15 protein-coding genes and 1 tRNA gene are annotated in these 16,244 nt (G+C 74.2%); 2 read left to right on the plus strand and 14 right to left on the minus strand.

Features of this window, described 5'->3' with window-relative positions:
• Positions 1-52: 52 nt before the first annotated feature.
• From ACSU53_RS03285 to ACSU53_RS03345, 13 genes are all read right to left on the minus strand, one after another.
• Positions 53-1,288 (minus strand): ABC transporter substrate-binding protein, encoded by a 1,236-nt coding sequence (locus ACSU53_RS03285; protein WP_437024645.1) that lies wholly within the window; start codon positions 1,286-1,288, stop codon positions 53-55.
• 308 nt (positions 1,289-1,596) lie between these two features.
• Positions 1,597-1,673, minus strand: a tRNA-Pro gene (locus ACSU53_RS03290).
• Positions 1,674-1,832: 159 nt separating this feature from the next.
• Entirely contained in the window at positions 1,833-2,192 is a 360-nt protein-coding gene (locus ACSU53_RS03295; protein WP_437024646.1) for an MmcQ/YjbR family DNA-binding protein, read from the minus strand.
• A 90-nt stretch (positions 2,193-2,282) separates the two neighbouring features.
• Positions 2,283-3,185, minus strand: coding sequence for a LysR family transcriptional regulator (locus ACSU53_RS03300; protein WP_437024647.1), 903 nt, complete (start codon positions 3,183-3,185; stop codon positions 2,283-2,285).
• A 51-nt stretch (positions 3,186-3,236) separates the two neighbouring features.
• A complete protein-coding gene (locus ACSU53_RS03305; RefSeq protein WP_437024648.1) occupies positions 3,237-4,436 on the minus strand; it encodes a glycine C-acetyltransferase in 1,200 nt (399 codons plus the stop codon).
• Between the two features lie 122 nt (positions 4,437-4,558).
• A complete protein-coding gene (gene tdh, locus ACSU53_RS03310) occupies positions 4,559-5,587 on the minus strand; it encodes an L-threonine 3-dehydrogenase (RefSeq protein ID WP_437024649.1) in 1,029 nt (342 codons plus the stop codon).
• A 181-nt stretch (positions 5,588-5,768) separates the two neighbouring features.
• On the minus strand, positions 5,769-6,344 hold the full coding sequence (locus ACSU53_RS03315) for a GAF domain-containing protein (RefSeq protein WP_437024650.1): 576 nt from the start codon (positions 6,342-6,344) through the stop codon (positions 5,769-5,771).
• Between the two features lie 60 nt (positions 6,345-6,404).
• Complete coding sequence (locus ACSU53_RS03320) at positions 6,405-7,058, minus strand: GTP-binding protein (RefSeq protein WP_437024651.1); 654 nt, start codon at positions 7,056-7,058, stop codon at positions 6,405-6,407.
• On the minus strand, positions 7,036-7,407 hold the full coding sequence (locus ACSU53_RS03325) for a DUF742 domain-containing protein (protein ID WP_437024652.1): 372 nt from the start codon (positions 7,405-7,407) through the stop codon (positions 7,036-7,038). The genes ACSU53_RS03320 and ACSU53_RS03325 overlap by 23 nt, the downstream gene beginning before the upstream one ends.
• A 2-nt stretch (positions 7,408-7,409) precedes the next feature.
• On the minus strand, positions 7,410-7,844 hold the full coding sequence (locus tag ACSU53_RS03330; RefSeq protein WP_437024653.1) for a roadblock/LC7 domain-containing protein: 435 nt from the start codon (positions 7,842-7,844) through the stop codon (positions 7,410-7,412).
• Positions 7,845-7,963: 119 nt separating this feature from the next.
• Positions 7,964-10,714, minus strand: coding sequence for an ATP-binding protein (locus ACSU53_RS03335; protein ID WP_437033002.1), 2,751 nt, complete (start codon positions 10,712-10,714; stop codon positions 7,964-7,966).
• Positions 10,715-11,647: 933 nt separating this feature from the next.
• The gene (locus ACSU53_RS03340; RefSeq protein ID WP_437024654.1) at positions 11,648-11,857 is read right to left on the minus strand and encodes a 4-oxalocrotonate tautomerase family protein; all 210 of its coding nucleotides are present in this window, start codon (positions 11,855-11,857) and stop codon (positions 11,648-11,650) included.
• A 270-nt stretch (positions 11,858-12,127) separates the two neighbouring features.
• Positions 12,128-12,961 (minus strand): SDR family oxidoreductase, encoded by an 834-nt coding sequence (locus ACSU53_RS03345; RefSeq protein WP_437024655.1) that lies wholly within the window; start codon positions 12,959-12,961, stop codon positions 12,128-12,130.
• Positions 12,962-13,047: 86 nt separating this feature from the next.
• Between ACSU53_RS03345 and ACSU53_RS03350 the strand changes: the two genes are divergently transcribed.
• Positions 13,048-13,899 (plus strand): helix-turn-helix transcriptional regulator, encoded by an 852-nt coding sequence (locus ACSU53_RS03350; protein ID WP_437024656.1) that lies wholly within the window; start codon positions 13,048-13,050, stop codon positions 13,897-13,899.
• Between the two features lie 111 nt (positions 13,900-14,010).
• Here the strand turns inward: ACSU53_RS03350 and ACSU53_RS03355 are convergent, their stop codons facing one another.
• On the minus strand, positions 14,011-15,126 hold the full coding sequence (locus ACSU53_RS03355) for an MBL fold metallo-hydrolase (protein WP_437024657.1): 1,116 nt from the start codon (positions 15,124-15,126) through the stop codon (positions 14,011-14,013).
• A gap of 320 nt (positions 15,127-15,446) precedes the next feature.
• On the opposite strand from ACSU53_RS03355, the gene ACSU53_RS03360 reads away from it, so the two are divergent.
• Positions 15,447-16,070: a TetR family transcriptional regulator C-terminal domain-containing protein gene (locus ACSU53_RS03360; RefSeq protein WP_437024658.1), complete on the plus strand. Its 624-nt coding sequence runs from the start codon at positions 15,447-15,449 to the stop codon at positions 16,068-16,070.
• Positions 16,071-16,244 lie beyond the last annotated feature (174 nt).

Raw genomic sequence — 16,244 nt, forward strand, 5'->3', positions numbered from 1 at the left:
CGGGCCGGCGCGGCGGGGCGCGGGGCGGTGGAGTGCTGCGGGGGGCGGTGGTTCACGGGATCACACCCTCGGATTCCAGGGCATCGTGGATCTGACCCTCGATGGTGGCGACCGAGCTCTCCGGCTCGATGTCGGCCGGCGGGGACAGCGTGTGGGAGACGACGATCGACACGTTCTGGTAGGCCGGGGTGACCGGCCGGACGCTCGCGGACTCCAGCGCCGCCAGCACCTCCTTGGAGAAGGGGTACTCCTTCATGAAGGCCGGGTCGTCGTAGATCGAGCGCAGGGTGGGGGGCAGTCCGCCGTCGATCGCGGCGGTGAGCTGGTTCTCCCGGTTGCGCAGGCACAGGGCCGCCTCGAACGCGAGGTCGGGGTGGCGGGAGTGGGCGCTGACGGCGAGGTCGATGCCGCCGATGGTCGGCCGGGAGGGCCGGTCGGCGTCGACGCGCGGGTAGGGCGCCCAGCGGAAGTTCTTGAACAGCTCGGGGTTGTTCGCCTTCATCGACGGATAGACGAACGGGTAGTTGATCTCGAAGGCGGCCACCCCGGACTCCATGGCGAGGCGGTTCTGGTCCTCCATCTGGTTGGGCAGGGAGGGGTCCGCCGCCGGGGAGTTGGCGAGGTCGCGCATGATCGTGGCGGCCCGGACGGCGGGCGGGCCGAGGGAGGGTTCGGTGGCGCTCTCGTTGAGGATGGAGCCGCCCGCGCTGTTGACCAGCGAGTTGAACCAGACGGTGAGCCCTTCGTACTGGGCGCCCTGGATCTCCACGTAGTGCGGCTTGCCCTGCCGGGCCAGCTCGCCCGCCATCTCCAGCATCTCCGCCCAGGTCTTCGGCGGGGTGGGCACCAGGTCCGTGCGGTACCACAGCAGCTGGGTGTTGGTGTTGTACGGGACCGCGTAGAGCTTGTCCTTCCACGTGGCCGTCTGCAGCGGCACGTCCAGGGTGCCCTCGGTGGCGCGGCGCTTGTTCTCGCCCGTCCACTCGCGGATCCAGCGGGCTTCGGCGAACTCGGCGGCCCAGGTGACGTCGAGGCCCATGATGTCGATGGACTCGTCCTCGGCGGCGAGCCGGCGCACGAGCTGCTGGCGCTGGTCGTCGGCGCCGCGGGGCAGCTTGCTGTAGTTGATCCGGTAGCGGCCGCCCGAGGCCTCGCTGCACCGGTCGGCGGCCGACTGCAGGGCGCCGGAGTCGTCGGGGAAGTTGTACCAGTTGAGCGTGGGGCGGCCGGAGCCGCCGTCGTCGCCGCAGGCGGCCAGCGTCGACGCCAGCAGCGCCAGCGCGACCACCGCCCGCGTCCGCCGCGCTCCCCGGGGGCGCCGGCGCTTCCTGGTGCTCGCCGAAACCGGTCGGCACCCGCACGTCACGCGCACGCGCTGCACACCTCGCTTCCGGGACGGTGGCGCGGGTCTGCGGCCCGCGATGGTCTGTGTCCCGGGGAACATTAAGCAGCACAAGGGGCAACATCAAGGACATTCGCCGCCGGAAGTTGCGTATCGGGCATTCACCCTGTTCCGGGTGGATCCTGCCGGACGTCCGGACACGAAGAAGGCCGCCTTCCCATCGCTGAGAAGACGGCCTGCGACCTGCGTGAAGCTGGTCGGGACGACAGGATTTGAACCTGCGACCCCTTGACCCCCAGTCAAGTGCGCTACCAAGCTGCGCCACGTCCCGTTGCCCGTCTGACCTGGGCTTCCCCCGGCCGGACGCGCACGGAAACAATACCGCACTCGGGACGGTGATCGCGCACGCCTTTCCCGTGCCGCCCGTGCGGACGGTACGGCCCGGGCCGGCGCCGCCCGGCACGCCGTCCCCGGTGGCGGCCCCGGGCGGTCACGTCCCGGGCGGCAGCCCCAGACGGGGGTGCGCCTCGATGAGCCGCGGCGGGGCGGCCTGGCGCCACGAGTCGGCGAGGATGACGCGCAGTTCGTCCTCGTCCTCCAGGGCCGCCAGCCGGGCACGGACCCACGCGAACTTCGCCTCGTGGTCCGCGATCCAGAACTTCTCCGGTTCGGCGAGGACCAGTTCGTCCCGCTCCTGCGCGGGACAGCGCACGGCGATCGAGGTCTCGTCCTCGGGCAGGGTGGCGAACATCTTGCCCGCGACCCGGAACGTGGGCATGCTCCAGGCGGTCTTCTCCGTGGTCTCCGGCAGGGACAGGGCGATCCGTCGTACGGCGTCGGCATCCGGCATGACAGGCACGGTAGCGGCAGCCACCGACACCGGCCGGGCAGCGGGGCGGCGGCGCTCCCGGACGCCGTGCCGCGCCCCGTGGCGCCGGCGTCACGCCCGGCCGGCGGCCTCGCCGAGCGCGTCCAGGACCGGGCGGATCAGGGGGTGCTCCTCCGCCCCCCGGCGGACGGCGGCGAAGACCCGGCGGGTGGGTGCCGCGTCCACCGGGCGCACCACGACACCGGTGAGGTCCGTGCCGCGCAGCGCCGAACGCGGCACGAGGGCCACCCCCACGTCGGCCGCCGCGAGCGCCACCACCGCCCGGAAGTCGTCCGAGGAGTGCTCCATGCGGGGCTGGAACCCGGCGTGCTCGCAGGCCAGGACGACGACGTCGTGGCAGGGGTTGCCGGGGTAGGGGCCGATCCAGGGGTCCTTGGCCAGTTCGGCCAGCGGCACCTCGGCCGCGTCGGCGAGGCGGTGGCCGACCGGGACGACCGCGTCGAAGGGCTCCGCGTACAGCGGCAGATGGGTGAGGCGGGGGTCGTCGGCCGACGGCGCGCCGCGGTACTCGACCGCCACGGCGACGTCGACCTGCCGGTCCAGCACCATCGGCAGGCTGGCGTCGCCCTCGGCGTCCTGGACACGGATGCGGATGCCGGGCGCGGACCGGGCGATCCCGGCCACCGCGGGGGCGACGACCTCGGCGATGCCGGTGGCGAAGGACGCCACCGTGACCGTTCCGGCCGAGCCCGAGCCGTAGGCGGCGAGCTCGGCCTCGGCGCGCTCCAGCTGGGCCATGACCGCGTGCGTGTGGTGCAGCAGGATCTCCCCGGCCGGCGTCAGCCGGACCCCCTTGGCACCGCGCTCCACGAGGCGGTGCCCCGTCTCCTGCTCCAGGGCGGCCAGCTGCTGGGAGACGGCGGAGGGGGTCAGGTAGAGCGCGGCGGCCGCCGCGGTGACCGTGCGGTGGTCCGCCACCGCACGGAGGATGTGGAGCCGCCGTGCCTCGATCATGCGACCGATTGTCTCAAACGCGGTGGTCGCGGCGGCCGCCGTGCGGTCGGCTCAGGCGTCGAGCTCCGCCCGGGCCGCGACGAAGGCGTCCACCGCGCGGTTCACGTCGTCCGTGGAGTGGGCGGCGGACAGCTGGACGCGGATCCGCGCCTGGCCCTGCGGCACGACCGGGTAGGAGAAGCCGATCACGTAGACCCCGCGCTCCAGCAGCAGTTCCGCCATGCGGCCCGCGCGGGCCGCGTCGCCGATCATCACCGGGGCGATGGCGTGGTCGCCGGGGAGGATGTCGAAGCCCTCCTCGGTCATCCGGCGGCGGAACAGGGCGGTGTTCTCGGCCAGCCGGATCCGCAGGTCGTCGGCGGACTCCAGCAGGTCGAGGACCTTCAGCGAGGCGGCCGCGATCACCGGGGCCAGCGTGTTGGAGAACAGGTAGGGGCGCGAGCGCTGGCGCAGCAGGGCGACGATCTCCGCGCGGGCGGCGACGTAGCCGCCGGACGCGCCGCCGAGCGCCTTGCCGAGGGTGCCGGTGATGATGTCGACGCGGTCCATCACGCCGTGCAGTTCGGGCGTGCCGCGCCCGCCGGGGCCGACGAAGCCGACGGCGTGCGAGTCGTCGACCATGACCATGGCGCCGTGGCGGTCGGCGAGGTCGCAGATCTCGTCCAGCGGGGCCACGTAGCCGTCCATGGAGAACACGCCGTCGGTGACGATCAGCGTGCGGCGGGCGCCGCCGTCGGCGGCCTCCTTGAGCTGCCGCTCCAGGTCGGCCATGTCGCGGTTGGCGTAGCGGAAGCGGCGGGCCTTGGACAGCCGGATGCCGTCGATGATCGACGCGTGGTTCAGTGCGTCGGAGATCACCGCGTCCTCCGGGCCGAGCAGGGTCTCGAAGACACCGCCGTTGGCGTCGAAGCAGGAGGAGTAGAGGATGGTGTCCTCCTGGCCGAGGAACGCCGACAGACGGGCCTCCAGCTCCTTGTGCACCTCCTGCGTGCCGCAGATGAAGCGGACGGAGGCCATGCCGTAGCCCCAGCGGTCGAGGGCCGCGTGGGCGGCGGCGATCACGTCGGGGTGGTCGGCGAGGCCGAGGTAGTTGTTGGCGCAGAAGTTGAGGACCTCACCGGGGCGTCCGCCGGCGGTGACGTTCACGGTGGCGGACTGCGGGGTGCCGATGACGCGCTCCGGCTTGTGCAGGCCGGCGGCGCGGATCTCGTCGAGGGTGGCACGCAGATCGTCGCGCACGGAGTCGAACATGAGGGGCTCCTGGAAGGTACGGGCGAAGGTGCTGTCGGGTCAGGACCGGCGGGCGGCCACGGCACCGCGGGGACGCGGTGACGCGCGGGGCCCGCGGGGGCGCGGGGCCTCGGGGGCGCGGCCTACGACGTCCAGTCGAGGATGATCTTGCCGCCGCGACCGCTCGCCGCGTCCTCGAAGGCCGCCTCGTAGTCGCGGTAGCCGTAGCGGCCGGTGATCACGGGGGCCAGGTCCAGGCCGCCCTCCAGCAGGACGGACATGGCGTACCAGGTCTCGAACATCTCCCGGCCGTAGATGCCCTTGACGGTGATCATCGAGGTGACGATCCGGGCCCAGTCGACAGGGAACTCCTCGGCCGGCAGGCCGAGCATCGCGATGCGGCCGCCGTGCGTCATGTTGGCGATCATGTCGCGCATGGCCTCGGGCCGGCCGGACATCTCCAGGCCGATGTCGAAGCCCTCGCGCAGCCCGAGGGACCGCTGCCCGTCGGCGATGGAGGACCCGGCCACGTTCAGCGCCAGGCTCACGCCGATCTTGCGGGCGAGTTCCAGGCGCTCCTCGCTGACGTCGGTGATCACGACGTTGCGCGCGCCCGCGTGCCGGGCGACGGCGGCGGCCATCAGACCGATCGGGCCGGCGCCGGTGATCAGGACATCCTCGCCGACGAGCGGGAAGGACAGCGCGGTGTGCACGGCGTTGCCGAACGGGTCGAAGATCGCGGCGACGTCGAGGTCGACGGGCACCCGGTGCACCCACACGTTGGTGGCGGGGAGCACGACGTACTCGGCGAAAGCGCCGTCGCGGCCCACCCCGAGGCCGACCGTGGCCCGGCACAGGTGCCGGCGTCCGGCCAGGCAGTTGCGGCACTTGCCGCACACCAGGTGGCCCTCGCCGCTGACCCGGTCACCGGTGGTGATGTCGGTGACGTCCCGGCCCGTCTCGACGACCTCGCCGACGAACTCGTGTCCCAGGACCAGGGGGGTGGTGATCGTCTGCCGGGCCCAGCCGTCCCAGGACCGGATGTGCAGGTCCGTGCCGCAGATCCCGGTGCGCAGCACCTTGATCAGCACATCGCCCGGTCCGACGGCGGGTTCCGGGACGTCCGCGAGCCACAGCCCGGGTTCCGCCTTCTGCTTGACCAGCGCCTTCAAGCTACGGCTCCTGTGGGTGAGGTCCCGCCGCGGGCATGCCGGAGCAGGCCCCGGGCCGGGACGAAGAGGGGATGCGCACTGCAATCTGCCGTACAACACCCTCGGGGGTCCATCGAGGATTTCTTAAGCGCGGCCACAGCTTTCCTTCACGCCGTCACCCGTCCGGCGGGCCGCGCACGGGTCACGGGGGCAGGCCGTCGCCCGGCCGGCGCTCCAGGCGCCCGGCGAGTTCCGCGGCCCGCTCCTTGATGGCGGCCAGGCCCTCCCGGCCCCAGGCCCGCGGCTGGACGTCGCAGACGGAGACGGTGCCGAGCACCGTGCGGGTGCTGTCGATGAGCGGGGCGCCGAGGTAGGAGCGCACGCCGAACTCGTCGACCACCGGGTTGCCCGCGAACCGCGGGTAGTCGCTCACGTCCTCCAGCACCAGCGCCTTGCGCCGGACCACCACGTGCGGGCAGAAGCCGTGGTCGCGGGGCAGGACGCGGCCCAGCAGCGCGCCGGTGCCGTCGCCGCGGACGACCGGGGCGACGGCCGGGGTCTGCAGCCCCGCGAAGAACTGCCCGTGCTCCCCCAGGAAGTTGACCATGGCGTACGGCGCACCGGTGAGCTCCGCGAGGCCGTACGCGAAGGCGTCCAGTGCGGGTTCCGGATGCTCCCCCAGGCCCAGCTCGCGCAGCCGCCGGGTGCGGGCGGGGGCGTCCCGGTCCTCGGGGGTGAGCAGGAGACGACCGGCCGGGCGCGGCGGGTCGTAGCTCATGGGCGCACTCCCGGGGTGTGGGCGAATGTCATATACGGGCTCCGTGGCGGTGTGCGGGCATCACATGTGGGCGCCGTGGCCCGTGATGGGGGCCGGGGCGTGGGCGATGAGGTGGCGGACGAGGGTCAGGAGGGTCTGGACACCGGAGCTGGAGATCCGGGCGTCGCAGCGGACGACGGGGATCCCGGGGTGCAGGTCCAGGGCGGCCCGCACCTCCTCGGGGTCGTAGCGGAAGGCGCCGTCGAACTCGTTGACGGCGACGATGAATCCGAGTCCGCGCTGCTCGAAGAAGTCGACGGCGGCGAAGCACTCCTCCAGGCGCCGGGTGTCGGCCAGGATGACCGCGCCGAGGGCGCCCTCGCAGAGTTCGTCCCACATGAACCAGAACCGTTCCTGGCCCGGGGTGCCGAACAGGTACAGCACGTGTTCGGCGTCGAGGGTGATGCGGCCGAAGTCCATGGCCACGGTCGTCTCGACCTTGTTCTCGATGCCGTCGAGCTTGTCGGTGGCGGCACTGACCGTGGTGAGCAGTTCCTCCGTACTGAGCGGCGCGATCTCGCTGACGGCGCCGACGAAGGTCGTCTTGCCGACCCCGAAGCCGCCCGCCACCAGGATCTTGAGCGCGGTGGGGAAGGGATCGGCTGCGGCGCCGGTCCCGGGTGCGGCGCCGTACGCGTGGCCGGCGCCGTGGTCAGAGCTGTCGTCGTAGTCCATCGAGCACTGCCTCCAGAAGGGCCCGGTCCGTCGGGGTGTGGTGGAACGCGGGGGGTTTGGTGGTCAGCGCCCCGCAGTCGACGAGGTCGGCCAGCAGCACCTTCGCGACCGCGATCGGCAGCGTGAGGTGTGCCGCGACCTCGGCGACCGGGAGCGGCGCGCGGCACAGGTCGAGTGCCTGTGTGTGCTCGGGGCCCAGGTAGCCGAGGGGGGTGGCTCCGGTGGCCATCACCTGCGACATCAGGTCGAGCGCGACGGTGGGGCGGGTGCGGCCGTCGCTGACGGTGAAAGGGCGCACCAGCCGTCCGGCCGCGTCGTCGAGCCAGGGCCCGTCACCGGCCGTCGTCACGCTCAAGGCCTCATCGCCGGGGGTTCGACGGAGTGCTGGCGGGGGGCGGTCATCAGGTACGGCCGGACGCTCTTGACCAGCATCGCCATCTCGTAGCCGAGCACCGCCGCGTCCGCCTCGCGGCCGGCCAGCACGGCGAGGCAGGTGCCGGACCCGGCGGTGGTGACGAACAGCAGGGTCGAGTCGAGTTCGACGACGACCTGGCGGACGTCGCCGCCGTCGCCGAACCGGATGCCGGCGCTGCGGCCGAGGGAGTACAGGCCGGAGGCCAGGGCGGCCATGTGGTCGGCGCTGTCCGGGTCGAGGCCGTGGACGGACTTCACCAGTCCGTCGCAGGACAGCAGGACGGCGCTGAAGGTGTGCGGTACGCGTTGCACGAGACCGCTCATCAGCCAGTCGAGGTCGGATGTGTGGGCGGTCGGCGCATCGCTCGCCATGGTGGATCGACTCCTAGGGGTACGAAGGTCTGCGGGAGCGCTGGGGGTGGGCGCGGAGGTCGTCGGGGTGGTGGGGGTGGCTGGGGTCTGGGTGGGGCGGGTGGGAGCGGGCGGGGTGCTCATCCGGCGGGCGGGCTCCCGTCCTGCCGGTGGGTGGGGGCGGGGCGGACCGGGGACCGGTCGTCCGGTGGCTGCGGGGCGAGGTCGGCCAGCGCGTCGAGGTAGGGCGTGGGTGTGCCGGTGGAGGTGGGCAGCGGGGTGGACGGCAGCGGGGCGGCCGCCGGGGCCGGGTCCGCCAGGGGGTGGTCCGCGGGGCGGGGCGAGGGGCGGGCCGGGGCCGGTGCGGGGGCCTGCGGCTGCGGCGGCGACGCCGGCTGGGGCTGAGGCTGGAGCCGGGGCTCCGGCGGGGACTGCCGGGGCAGGTGCGGCTGGGCCGGTGTCACGGGAGGCAGGTGTGATCGTGCCGGGGAGTCCGGGGCCGGTGCCGGGTGGAATGCGAGCTTCCAGTGACCCGAGTCCCACGGGCCGACGTCCCGGTGGTGTCCGTCCGCGTCGGTCCGGTCCGGGGAGGGCGAACCGGCGGGGCGGGTGTCCGTGACACGGGTGTCCGTGGGGTGCGCGTCCGTGGCGTGCGCATCCATGGCTCGGGCCTCCATGGCTCGGGCCTCCATGGCTCGGGCCTCCATGGCGCGGGCCTCCATGGCGCGGGCCTCCATGGCGCGGGCGTCCATGGACTGTGAGCCCGTGGAGTGGCCGTCCACGGCATGCGCGCCCGTGGGCGGGGTCGGCGTGTGGGGGTGCTCCATGTGTTCCGACGCCATGGGTCGTGAAGCCATGGGTGGTGAAGCCACGGGGTCGGAGGCCGTGGGGTGCGGCGTCGTGGGGCCGGGGTCCGGGTGCCAGGTGAGGGTGGGAGCGGGGTCCGTGAGGTCGGTGGCGGGAGAGCCGGGGGCCGGGAGGTCCTGGTCCGGGTGGCCCGGGGAGGGATCGGCTGCCGGGGCCGGTCCCGAACCGTCGGTGCTGGTTCCCGCGTCTGCGGTGCCCGTTCCCGCGTCCGTGGTGCGGGGCGCCTCGGTGTCGGGTTCGAGCTGGTTCTGCGCCTCCGCGAGGCTGATGCCCCGCTGGAAGGCCGCCATGAGGTTGGGGTCGTGGCCGGCGACGTCCTCGGAGTCCTGGCGGGGCGCGGGGGCGTCCCGGAGCTGGGGGGCGATGTGCTCCTGGGCGCGACGACGGGGCAGCCGGGGCTTGTCCATGGTGCCGCGCACGGCACCGCCGCGCGGAGTGAGCGGCTGGAGGCCGTTCTCCTCCAGCACGAGACGGTCCTCGGCGCTGATGCCGGGCATGGCCTCGGCGGGGGTGGGCCGGTTCTCGCGGGCGCTGCGCGCGGGCAGCGGCGGGGGAACGGCCGGGACGACGCCGGTGTCGGTCACGGCTGCGGAGGCGTTGGGGCTGGCGGAGGCACTGTGGGAGCGCTGCGGTGCGGCGGCGGACGGGGAGGCCGGTGCGAGGGACGGAACACCGGGGCCCGCGTGCCCGGCCGCGACGGCGGGACCGCCGGGCTGTGGGACGGTCCCCGGGCCGCCGGGGCCCGTGACGCCCGCCGGCGCCGTTTCCGGCTCGGTGCCCAGGAGGGCCTGCGGCACCACCAGGACGGCCTGGATCCCGCCGTAGATGTTGGTCTGGAGGCGGACGTGGATGCCGTGCCGCTTGGCCAGCTGGGAGACCACGAACAGCCCGATGCGTCCGTCGGCGAGCAGGCTCGCCACGTTCACCTGGTCGGGGTCGGCGAGCAGGGCGTTCATCCGTTCCTGCTCGCCGACGGGCATGCCGAGGCCGCGGTCCTCCACCTCGACGGCGAGACCGGAGGTGACGAGGCTGGCCCGCAGCAGCACCTGGGTGTGCGGGGCGGAGAACACCGTGGCGTTCTCGACGAGTTCGGCGAGGAGGTGGATGACGTCCGCGACGGCGTGCCCGCGCAGCGTGCCGTCGATCGGCGGCACGAGCTTCACCCGGGAGTACTGCTCGACCTCGGCGATCGCGGACCGCAGCACCTCCGTCATGGAGACGGGGTTGCTCCACTGCCGCCGGGAGACGGCGCCCCCGAGGACGGCGAGGTTCTCGGCGTGGCGGCGGATCCGGGTGGCGAGGTGGTCGACGTGGAAGAGGCCCTTGAGCAGGTCGGGGTCCTCGATCTCGTTCTCCAGCTCGTCGAGGATCGAGATCTCGCGGTGCACCAGGGACTGCAGGCGCCGTGCGAGGTTGACGAAGACCTCCAGCTTCTGTTCGCTGCCGGCCTGGCTGGACAGGCGGGAGGCCTGCACGACCGCGGTGACGGCGCCGTCGTGGGCGCGGGTGAGGTCGGCGGCGAGCAGGTCGAAGTCGTCGGCGTCGGCGGGCGGTTCACCGCGGTGGCCGCGGTCCGGCGGGCTGTCGCCCCGGCGCAGGTCCTCAACCAGGGTGCGCAGGTCGGCCTCGCGGCGGGCGGTGCTCCGGCGCAGCGTGGTGAGGCGGTCGTGCACCAGCCGGGCGGCGCGGTCGGCGGCCACCGCCGCGATGACGATGCCGGCGAGGGCCACGGACACGGCTCCGCCGAGCACGGCCCACATCGTCGGGCCGGGCCGCACGCCGGAGGAGCGGACGGTGAAGATCACGGCCGCGCACCCGCTGAGCGCCACCGCGACCGGCGGCAGCACGGCGAGGCGCAGCAGCTGGGGCCGTATGTGGGTCTCGGCCGGTGCGGCGGCGGCCCGGGCGGGCGGCCGCCCGTGGCGTCCGCCCTCACGCCGTTCGCCGCGCGCGCCCGGACCGCGGACGTCGGGCGCGGCCCGCGAACCGGAGCGGCGGCCGCCGGGCCCGCCCGACGGGCTCACCGTGCCCCGGCCGGACTCGCCGGTCCGGGCCCGTACGCCACGGGAACCGTGCGCGCGGACGACGGGCACCGGGCCGGTACCGGTCACCGCGCCGGGCGTCGCCGTGTCCCGGGCGCCGCCGGCGGCTGCCGTTCCGGGCGGGGCACCGGTGCCGGTGCGGCCGTCGGCCGATCGCCCGCGCGGGGTGCCAGGGGCACCGTGTGCGCCGTTCACGCCCGGGGCGCCGCCGGCCGGGCCCGGGCGGCGGGGACGCTCGCCCCGCCCGCTCCCTCGTCCGCCTTGTGCCTGCACGTACCGGTCCCCGCTCCCTGGTCCGACCTGTGGTTGACGCGATGCCCGCGGTCTGGTGCGCGGGCCGTCCGAGTCGTCGCTGCGTCGTCGTACCGGCCGGGCTGAAGGGACGAGACATGTCGGCCACGCGTCGCCCGACCGACACTCACCGTAGTTGCCACCGCATCACGTGCGGTGGGCAGTTGACAAACTCCTACGGCAGACGTCCCGCTCTGGTATGAGGCTTCGTACGACAGACCGATAAGCCCGCCACCACCTCGTCGAGAAACGGTCCAGGAACGATCGGACCTGCTCACTTGCGGTCAAGCGACCTCGGGGAGGACCGGGGAGCGACCGGCCCGCCGACCCTGCCCGGACGCCGCACGCATGGCCCCCGCCGACCCGTCGACCGCACCGACGCAGCCCCGCGCCGACGATCGGCCCCAGCGGGAATGTGACGCTCAGTAGCGTCCTGGCCAGGGCCACCCGGGCGGTGGTGGTGAGTCCGACCGGGCACCGGCTGCGGACCCGCCGCGCTCCCGGAGCGACGGTCCGCAGCCTCACAACCTGCCCTGGACCGCCCGGGCGGGGGGGACGGCTGGACGGGGGGACGGCTGGGCGGGGGGACGGCTGGGCGGGGGGAGCAAAGGGAAGGGGACGTCGTCAGACGTCGCCGTTGAGCAGGGCGGCGGTGAGGACCTGGCCGGCGACCCCCCAGCCGCCGTCGGGGACCTCGTCGACCAGTACGACCGTGGTGGCGCGGGCCCGCTCGCCATAGATCTCCGCGTACAGGTCGGTGGTCCGTTCGACGATCTTCCGCTTGTCCTCGGCGCCCAGGGTGCCTGCGGGGACCTTGAAGTGGGCGAACGGCATGGGTGTCTCCTTGGTGGATTGGTTGGTTGGGTGGGTGGGCGAGTGGTTCGGGGGTTCGGTGACGCGGGGTCGGTGCTGCGGTGGCCCGGGGGCCGGCGGTTCCGTGCCGGGGGCAGGATGCGGTGCACGCCCACCGGCCGACCGTCCCGCGCGATGCCATCGGGTCAGGTCAGGTCAGGGGCGGGGGCGGAGTCCGCCGGGTTCATCGGCCCGCCCGGACGGAAGCCGGTGTCGGCGGGTGTGCCGCCACGACGGGCCGGTGCGTGCCGCTCACACCATCCCTCCGTTGGCCCGGAGCACCTGGCCGTTCACCCAGTGCCCCTCCGGGCCGGTGAGGAAGGCGACCGCGTGGGCGATGTCCTCCGGGCTTCCCAGCCGCTCCAGCGGCGCGGCCCCGGCGAGCTGCTCGATCTGCTCGGGCGTCTTGCCCTCGAGGAACAGGTCGGTGGCGGTGGGCCCCGGGGCGACGGTGTTCACGGTGATGTCGCGCCCGCGCAGCTCTCGGGCGAGGATCAGCGTGACCGACTCCACGGCGGCCTTGCTCGCCACATACGCGCCGTAGGCGGGGAACCGGGTGCCGACGACCGAGGTCGAGAAGCCGACGAACGAGCCGCCCCGGCGCAGTCGGCGGGCCGCCTGCTGGGCGACGACGAAGGCGCCCCGGATGTTGGTGCGGTGCAGGGCGTCGAGCACCGAGAGGTCCAGGTCGGCGATGGGGGACAGCGCGAGCCGGCCGGCGCAGTTCACCACGACGTCCACGCCGCCGAACTCCTGCTCGGCGCGGTCGAACAGGGCCGTCGTCCGGTGCTCGTCCGCCACGTCCGCGCGCACGGCGATCGCCCGCCCGCCCGCTGCGGTGATCGCGGCCACGGTCTCCTCGGCGGCGGCCGCGTCGCTCGCGTAGTTCACCACCACGGCGAGGCCGTCCCGGGCGAGCCGGAGGGAGACCGCCCGGCCGATGCCGCGCGACCCACCGGTGACCACGGCGACCCGCCCGGACGCGGGGAGCGTGGAGGAACCGGAGGGTGAGCCGGACGGCGAAGGCGGAGACGAAGGAGACGAAGGAGGCGAAGGGGACGGGGAGGGGGGAGGTGTCGAAGTCATGCCTCCACGATGTGCGGTGACGGCCGGCGCAACCAGGGGATGTCATCCCCTGGGTCGGCGGCCCGGCCGGACGCACAATGACAGACATGGGATCCGCGCGATACACCGAGCTGGGAGCCTTCCTGCGCTCCCAGCGTGCCCGCATCCGCCCGGCCGACGTGGGCCTGCCCCACGGGCCCCGCCGCCGGGTGCCCGGGCTGCGCCGCGACGAGGTCGCCCAGCTCGCCGGGGCGTCGGTGGACTACTACAACGAGCTCGAACGCGGCGCCGGCTCCCAGCCCTCCGAACAGATGCTCGCCGCGCTGTCCCGGGCTCTGCGCCTGACCGCCGACGAACGCGACTACCTCTACCGTCTGGCCGACCGCCCGGTGCCCGCGTCCGGCGGGCCCGCCTCGCACGTCCACCCGGGCATGCTCGACCTGCTCACCCGGATGACGTCGACCCCGGCCCAGGTCATCACCGACCTGCACGTCACCCTCGTCCAGAACCCGCTGGCGGTGGCGCTGCTCGGGGACCAGGCCGGTCTGCGGGGCGCCCGGGCCAGCTTCGTGTACCGGTGGTTCACCGAACCCGAGGCCCGGCAGCTGTACCCCGAGGCCGATCACGCCCACCAGTCCCGGGCCTTCGTCGCGGACCTGCGGGCAGCCGCGGCACGGCGGGACGCCCGCGACACCGAGGCCGCCTCGATGATCACGTCGCTGCGGGACTCCTCCCCCGAGTTCGTCGCACTGTGGGACGACCACGACGTGGCGTTCCGGCGCAACGACCGCAAGCGCCTGATCCACCCGGTGCTGGGGCTGGTCGAGGTCAACTGCCTCAATCTGTTCAGCGAGGACGGCCGTCAGCGGCTGCTGTGGTTCACCCCGGCGGTCGGCACCGACAGCGCCGGCCTGCTCGACCTGCTGTCCGTCGTCGGCACGCAGACGGTCAACCCGTGAGCAGTGCCCGGACCGGTCACCGGCCCGGGACCGGCCGTGGAGACCGACGCCCCGGTCCGGCGGGACACCGGCGGACCGGCACGCCCTCGCCCCCGTGGGCCTGCCTCCGCGTCACCGCCCCCCGGCGAGGTCGAGGTCGCCCGTACCGGTCCCGGGGACGCCGTCGGCGACGGCCCGGGACCGCCGCCACGGGCGGGTGATCGGACCGGAGACCGCCCGCCACCACGGCTCGTCCGGCAGCTTCCCCCCTGGCTCGAAGGGCTGACCGGGGCGGGGCACCGCCACCGCCTGGCCGGCGTCGCGGGCCGCGTCCCTCGTCCACTCCCCCGGCTCCGCCCACGCATGCGGGGCCAGGTTGAAGGTGCCCCAGTGGATGGGCAGCAGCACACCGCCCGGACGGCCGCCATGAAGGTCCAGGTGGGCCCGGACGCCCTGCTCGGGGGTCATGTGGATGTCGGGCCAGAAGTCGGAGTAGGCCCCGATCTGGATCATCGTCACGTCGAACGGCCCGTGGTCGGCGCCGATGTCCCGGAATCCGTCGAAGTAGCCGGTGTCGCCGCTGTGGTAGAGGCGGTGCCGCTCCCCGGCGACGACCCAGGACGCCCACAGGGTGTGCTGGGTGTTGCGCAGTCCCCGGCCGCAGAAGTGCCGGGCGGGGGTGGCCGTGAGGGTGAGTCCGCCGACCTGCGTCGACTCGTGCCAGTCCAGCTCCCGTAGCCGGGAGGGGGCGACGCCCCAGTGCTCCAGGTGGGCCCCGACGCCGAGCGGCACGGCGAACAGCGTGTCGGTGCCCGCCAGGGCCTTGATGGTGGGCATGTCCAGGTGGTCGTAGTGGTCGTGGGAGATCACCACGACGTCGACCGGACCGAGCGCGGCCAGAGGCAGCGGCGCGGGGTGCAGCCGCTTCGGTCCGGCGAAGGGGAACGGGGAGCAGCGCTCGCCCCACACCGGGTCGAAGAGGACGCGGCGCCCGTCGATCTCGGCGAGCACGGCGGAATGGCCCATCCAGGTCAGGCGCAGCCCGTCGGCCGGCGGGCGGGCGAGGTCGGCGAGGGTGGTGGCGTGCACGGGGATCGTCCCGGCGGGGGCCCGGCGGGCGCGGCGTTCCTTGTCGAAGTAGACCTTCGCCAGCTCCCGCGCCGAGCCGGAGGGCCGGGTCCGCGAGGGGCCGCCGGGATTCTGGAAGACCCCGTCCCGGAAGTGCGGTGACCGGCGGATGCGCGCCATGCGCTCCCCGGCGGGGTCCGCGCCGAAGGCTGCGGACCGCCACGCTCGGAGGGCTGAGGTTCGGGATGGGGAACCGGCCACGGAACCTCCAGGAAGAGTCGTTCGGACTTTCCATTATGTGCGGCCGGTCCGACAGGGCCGCCCCGAGCGGTCCGGGCGGCGGGCCTCGGCCCGGACGACGGGGTTCGCCCTGCGGCCCCCGGGTGCCGTCCGGCCGGGCGTGGTCGTGCCCGGGCGCCGCCGCCCGGCCCGGCGGAGGCAAGAGCCGGACGGGGACGGCCCCTTGGGCGCTTGCGCGGCGCCGGATTAGGGTGACGGGCGTGACCAGGGTGCGGTTGAGCGTGGCGGAGCGGCGGGGCGAGTTGCTGCGGGCGACCATCGAGCAGATCGAGGAGCGGGGAGCGGCGACGGTCCGGATCTCCGACGTGGCGTCGGCCCTGGGCGTGAGCAACGCTCTGGTGCTGTACCACTTCTCCACCAAGGAGAAGCTGGTCGCCGCCGCCTTCGCGTACGCGGCCGAGGGCGATCTGGCCCACCTGCGCAAGCTGCTCGGCCGCCGTACGACGGCCCTGCGCCGGCTGCGGGCGGCGGTGCGCTGGTACGCGCCCACGGGTCCGGCCAAGGGATGGCGGCTGTGGATCGAGGGCTGGTCGATGGCGCTGCGCGAGCCGGTGCTGCGGGAGGTCGCCGGGGATCTCGACCGGCAGTGGAAGGCCGCGCTGACCGAGGTGATCCGGGAGGGCGTGAGCGCCGGGGAGTTCCGCTGCCCCGATCCGGCCGGCGCGGCCCTGCGGCTGACCGCGCTGCTGGACGGGCTCGCGGTGCAGATGACGTCGTACGGCACGGCGGTGCCGAGGAGCAGGGCGCTCGCCTGGGTGGACGAGGCGCTGGCCCGCGAACTGGGCGTGGAACGGCGGGCCCTCACCGTGCCGACGGCGCGCTGAGCGGCGCGGCCACCGTGCCGACGGCGCGCCGAGCGCGCGACCGCGCGCCAGCATCGGGGGCCCGCCCGCCCCCGTTGTGCTGCTCGGATCCAGTCCCCGCACCCCGGCCTCACGAGACCCGGCTCGCACCATCACAAAGGCCGTCAATCGCCGCAAACCGGACGGGATTGAGGC

Origin of the sequence: Streptomyces sp. enrichment culture, assembly GCF_964273255.1 — a bacterium.
Classification (GTDB): Bacteria; Actinomycetota; Actinomycetes; order Streptomycetales; family Streptomycetaceae; genus Streptomyces.

Coding starts and splice junctions, on each gene's coding strand:
- ACSU53_RS03295 (WP_437024646.1), bottom strand. CDS start 2,192: ATGCCGGATGCCGACGCCGTACGACGGATCGCCCTGTCCCTGCCGGAG.
- ACSU53_RS03300 (WP_437024647.1), bottom strand. CDS start 3,185: ATGATCGAGGCACGGCGGCTCCACATCCTCCGTGCGGTGGCGGACCAC.
- ACSU53_RS03305 (WP_437024648.1), bottom strand. CDS start 4,436: ATGTTCGACTCCGTGCGCGACGATCTGCGTGCCACCCTCGACGAGATC.
- ACSU53_RS03315 (WP_437024650.1), bottom strand. CDS start 6,344: ATGAGCTACGACCCGCCGCGCCCGGCCGGTCGTCTCCTGCTCACCCCC.
- ACSU53_RS03320 (WP_437024651.1), bottom strand. CDS start 7,058: ATGGACTACGACGACAGCTCTGACCACGGCGCCGGCCACGCGTACGGC.
- ACSU53_RS03330 (WP_437024653.1), bottom strand. CDS start 7,844: ATGGCGAGCGATGCGCCGACCGCCCACACATCCGACCTCGACTGGCTG.
- ACSU53_RS03340 (WP_437024654.1), bottom strand. CDS start 11,857: ATGCCGTTCGCCCACTTCAAGGTCCCCGCAGGCACCCTGGGCGCCGAG.
- ACSU53_RS03345 (WP_437024655.1), bottom strand. CDS start 12,961: ATGACTTCGACACCTCCCCCCTCCCCGTCCCCTTCGCCTCCTTCGTCT.
- ACSU53_RS03350 (WP_437024656.1), top strand. CDS start 13,048: ATGGGATCCGCGCGATACACCGAGCTGGGAGCCTTCCTGCGCTCCCAG.
- ACSU53_RS03355 (WP_437024657.1), bottom strand. CDS start 15,126: ATGGCGCGCATCCGCCGGTCACCGCACTTCCGGGACGGGGTCTTCCAG.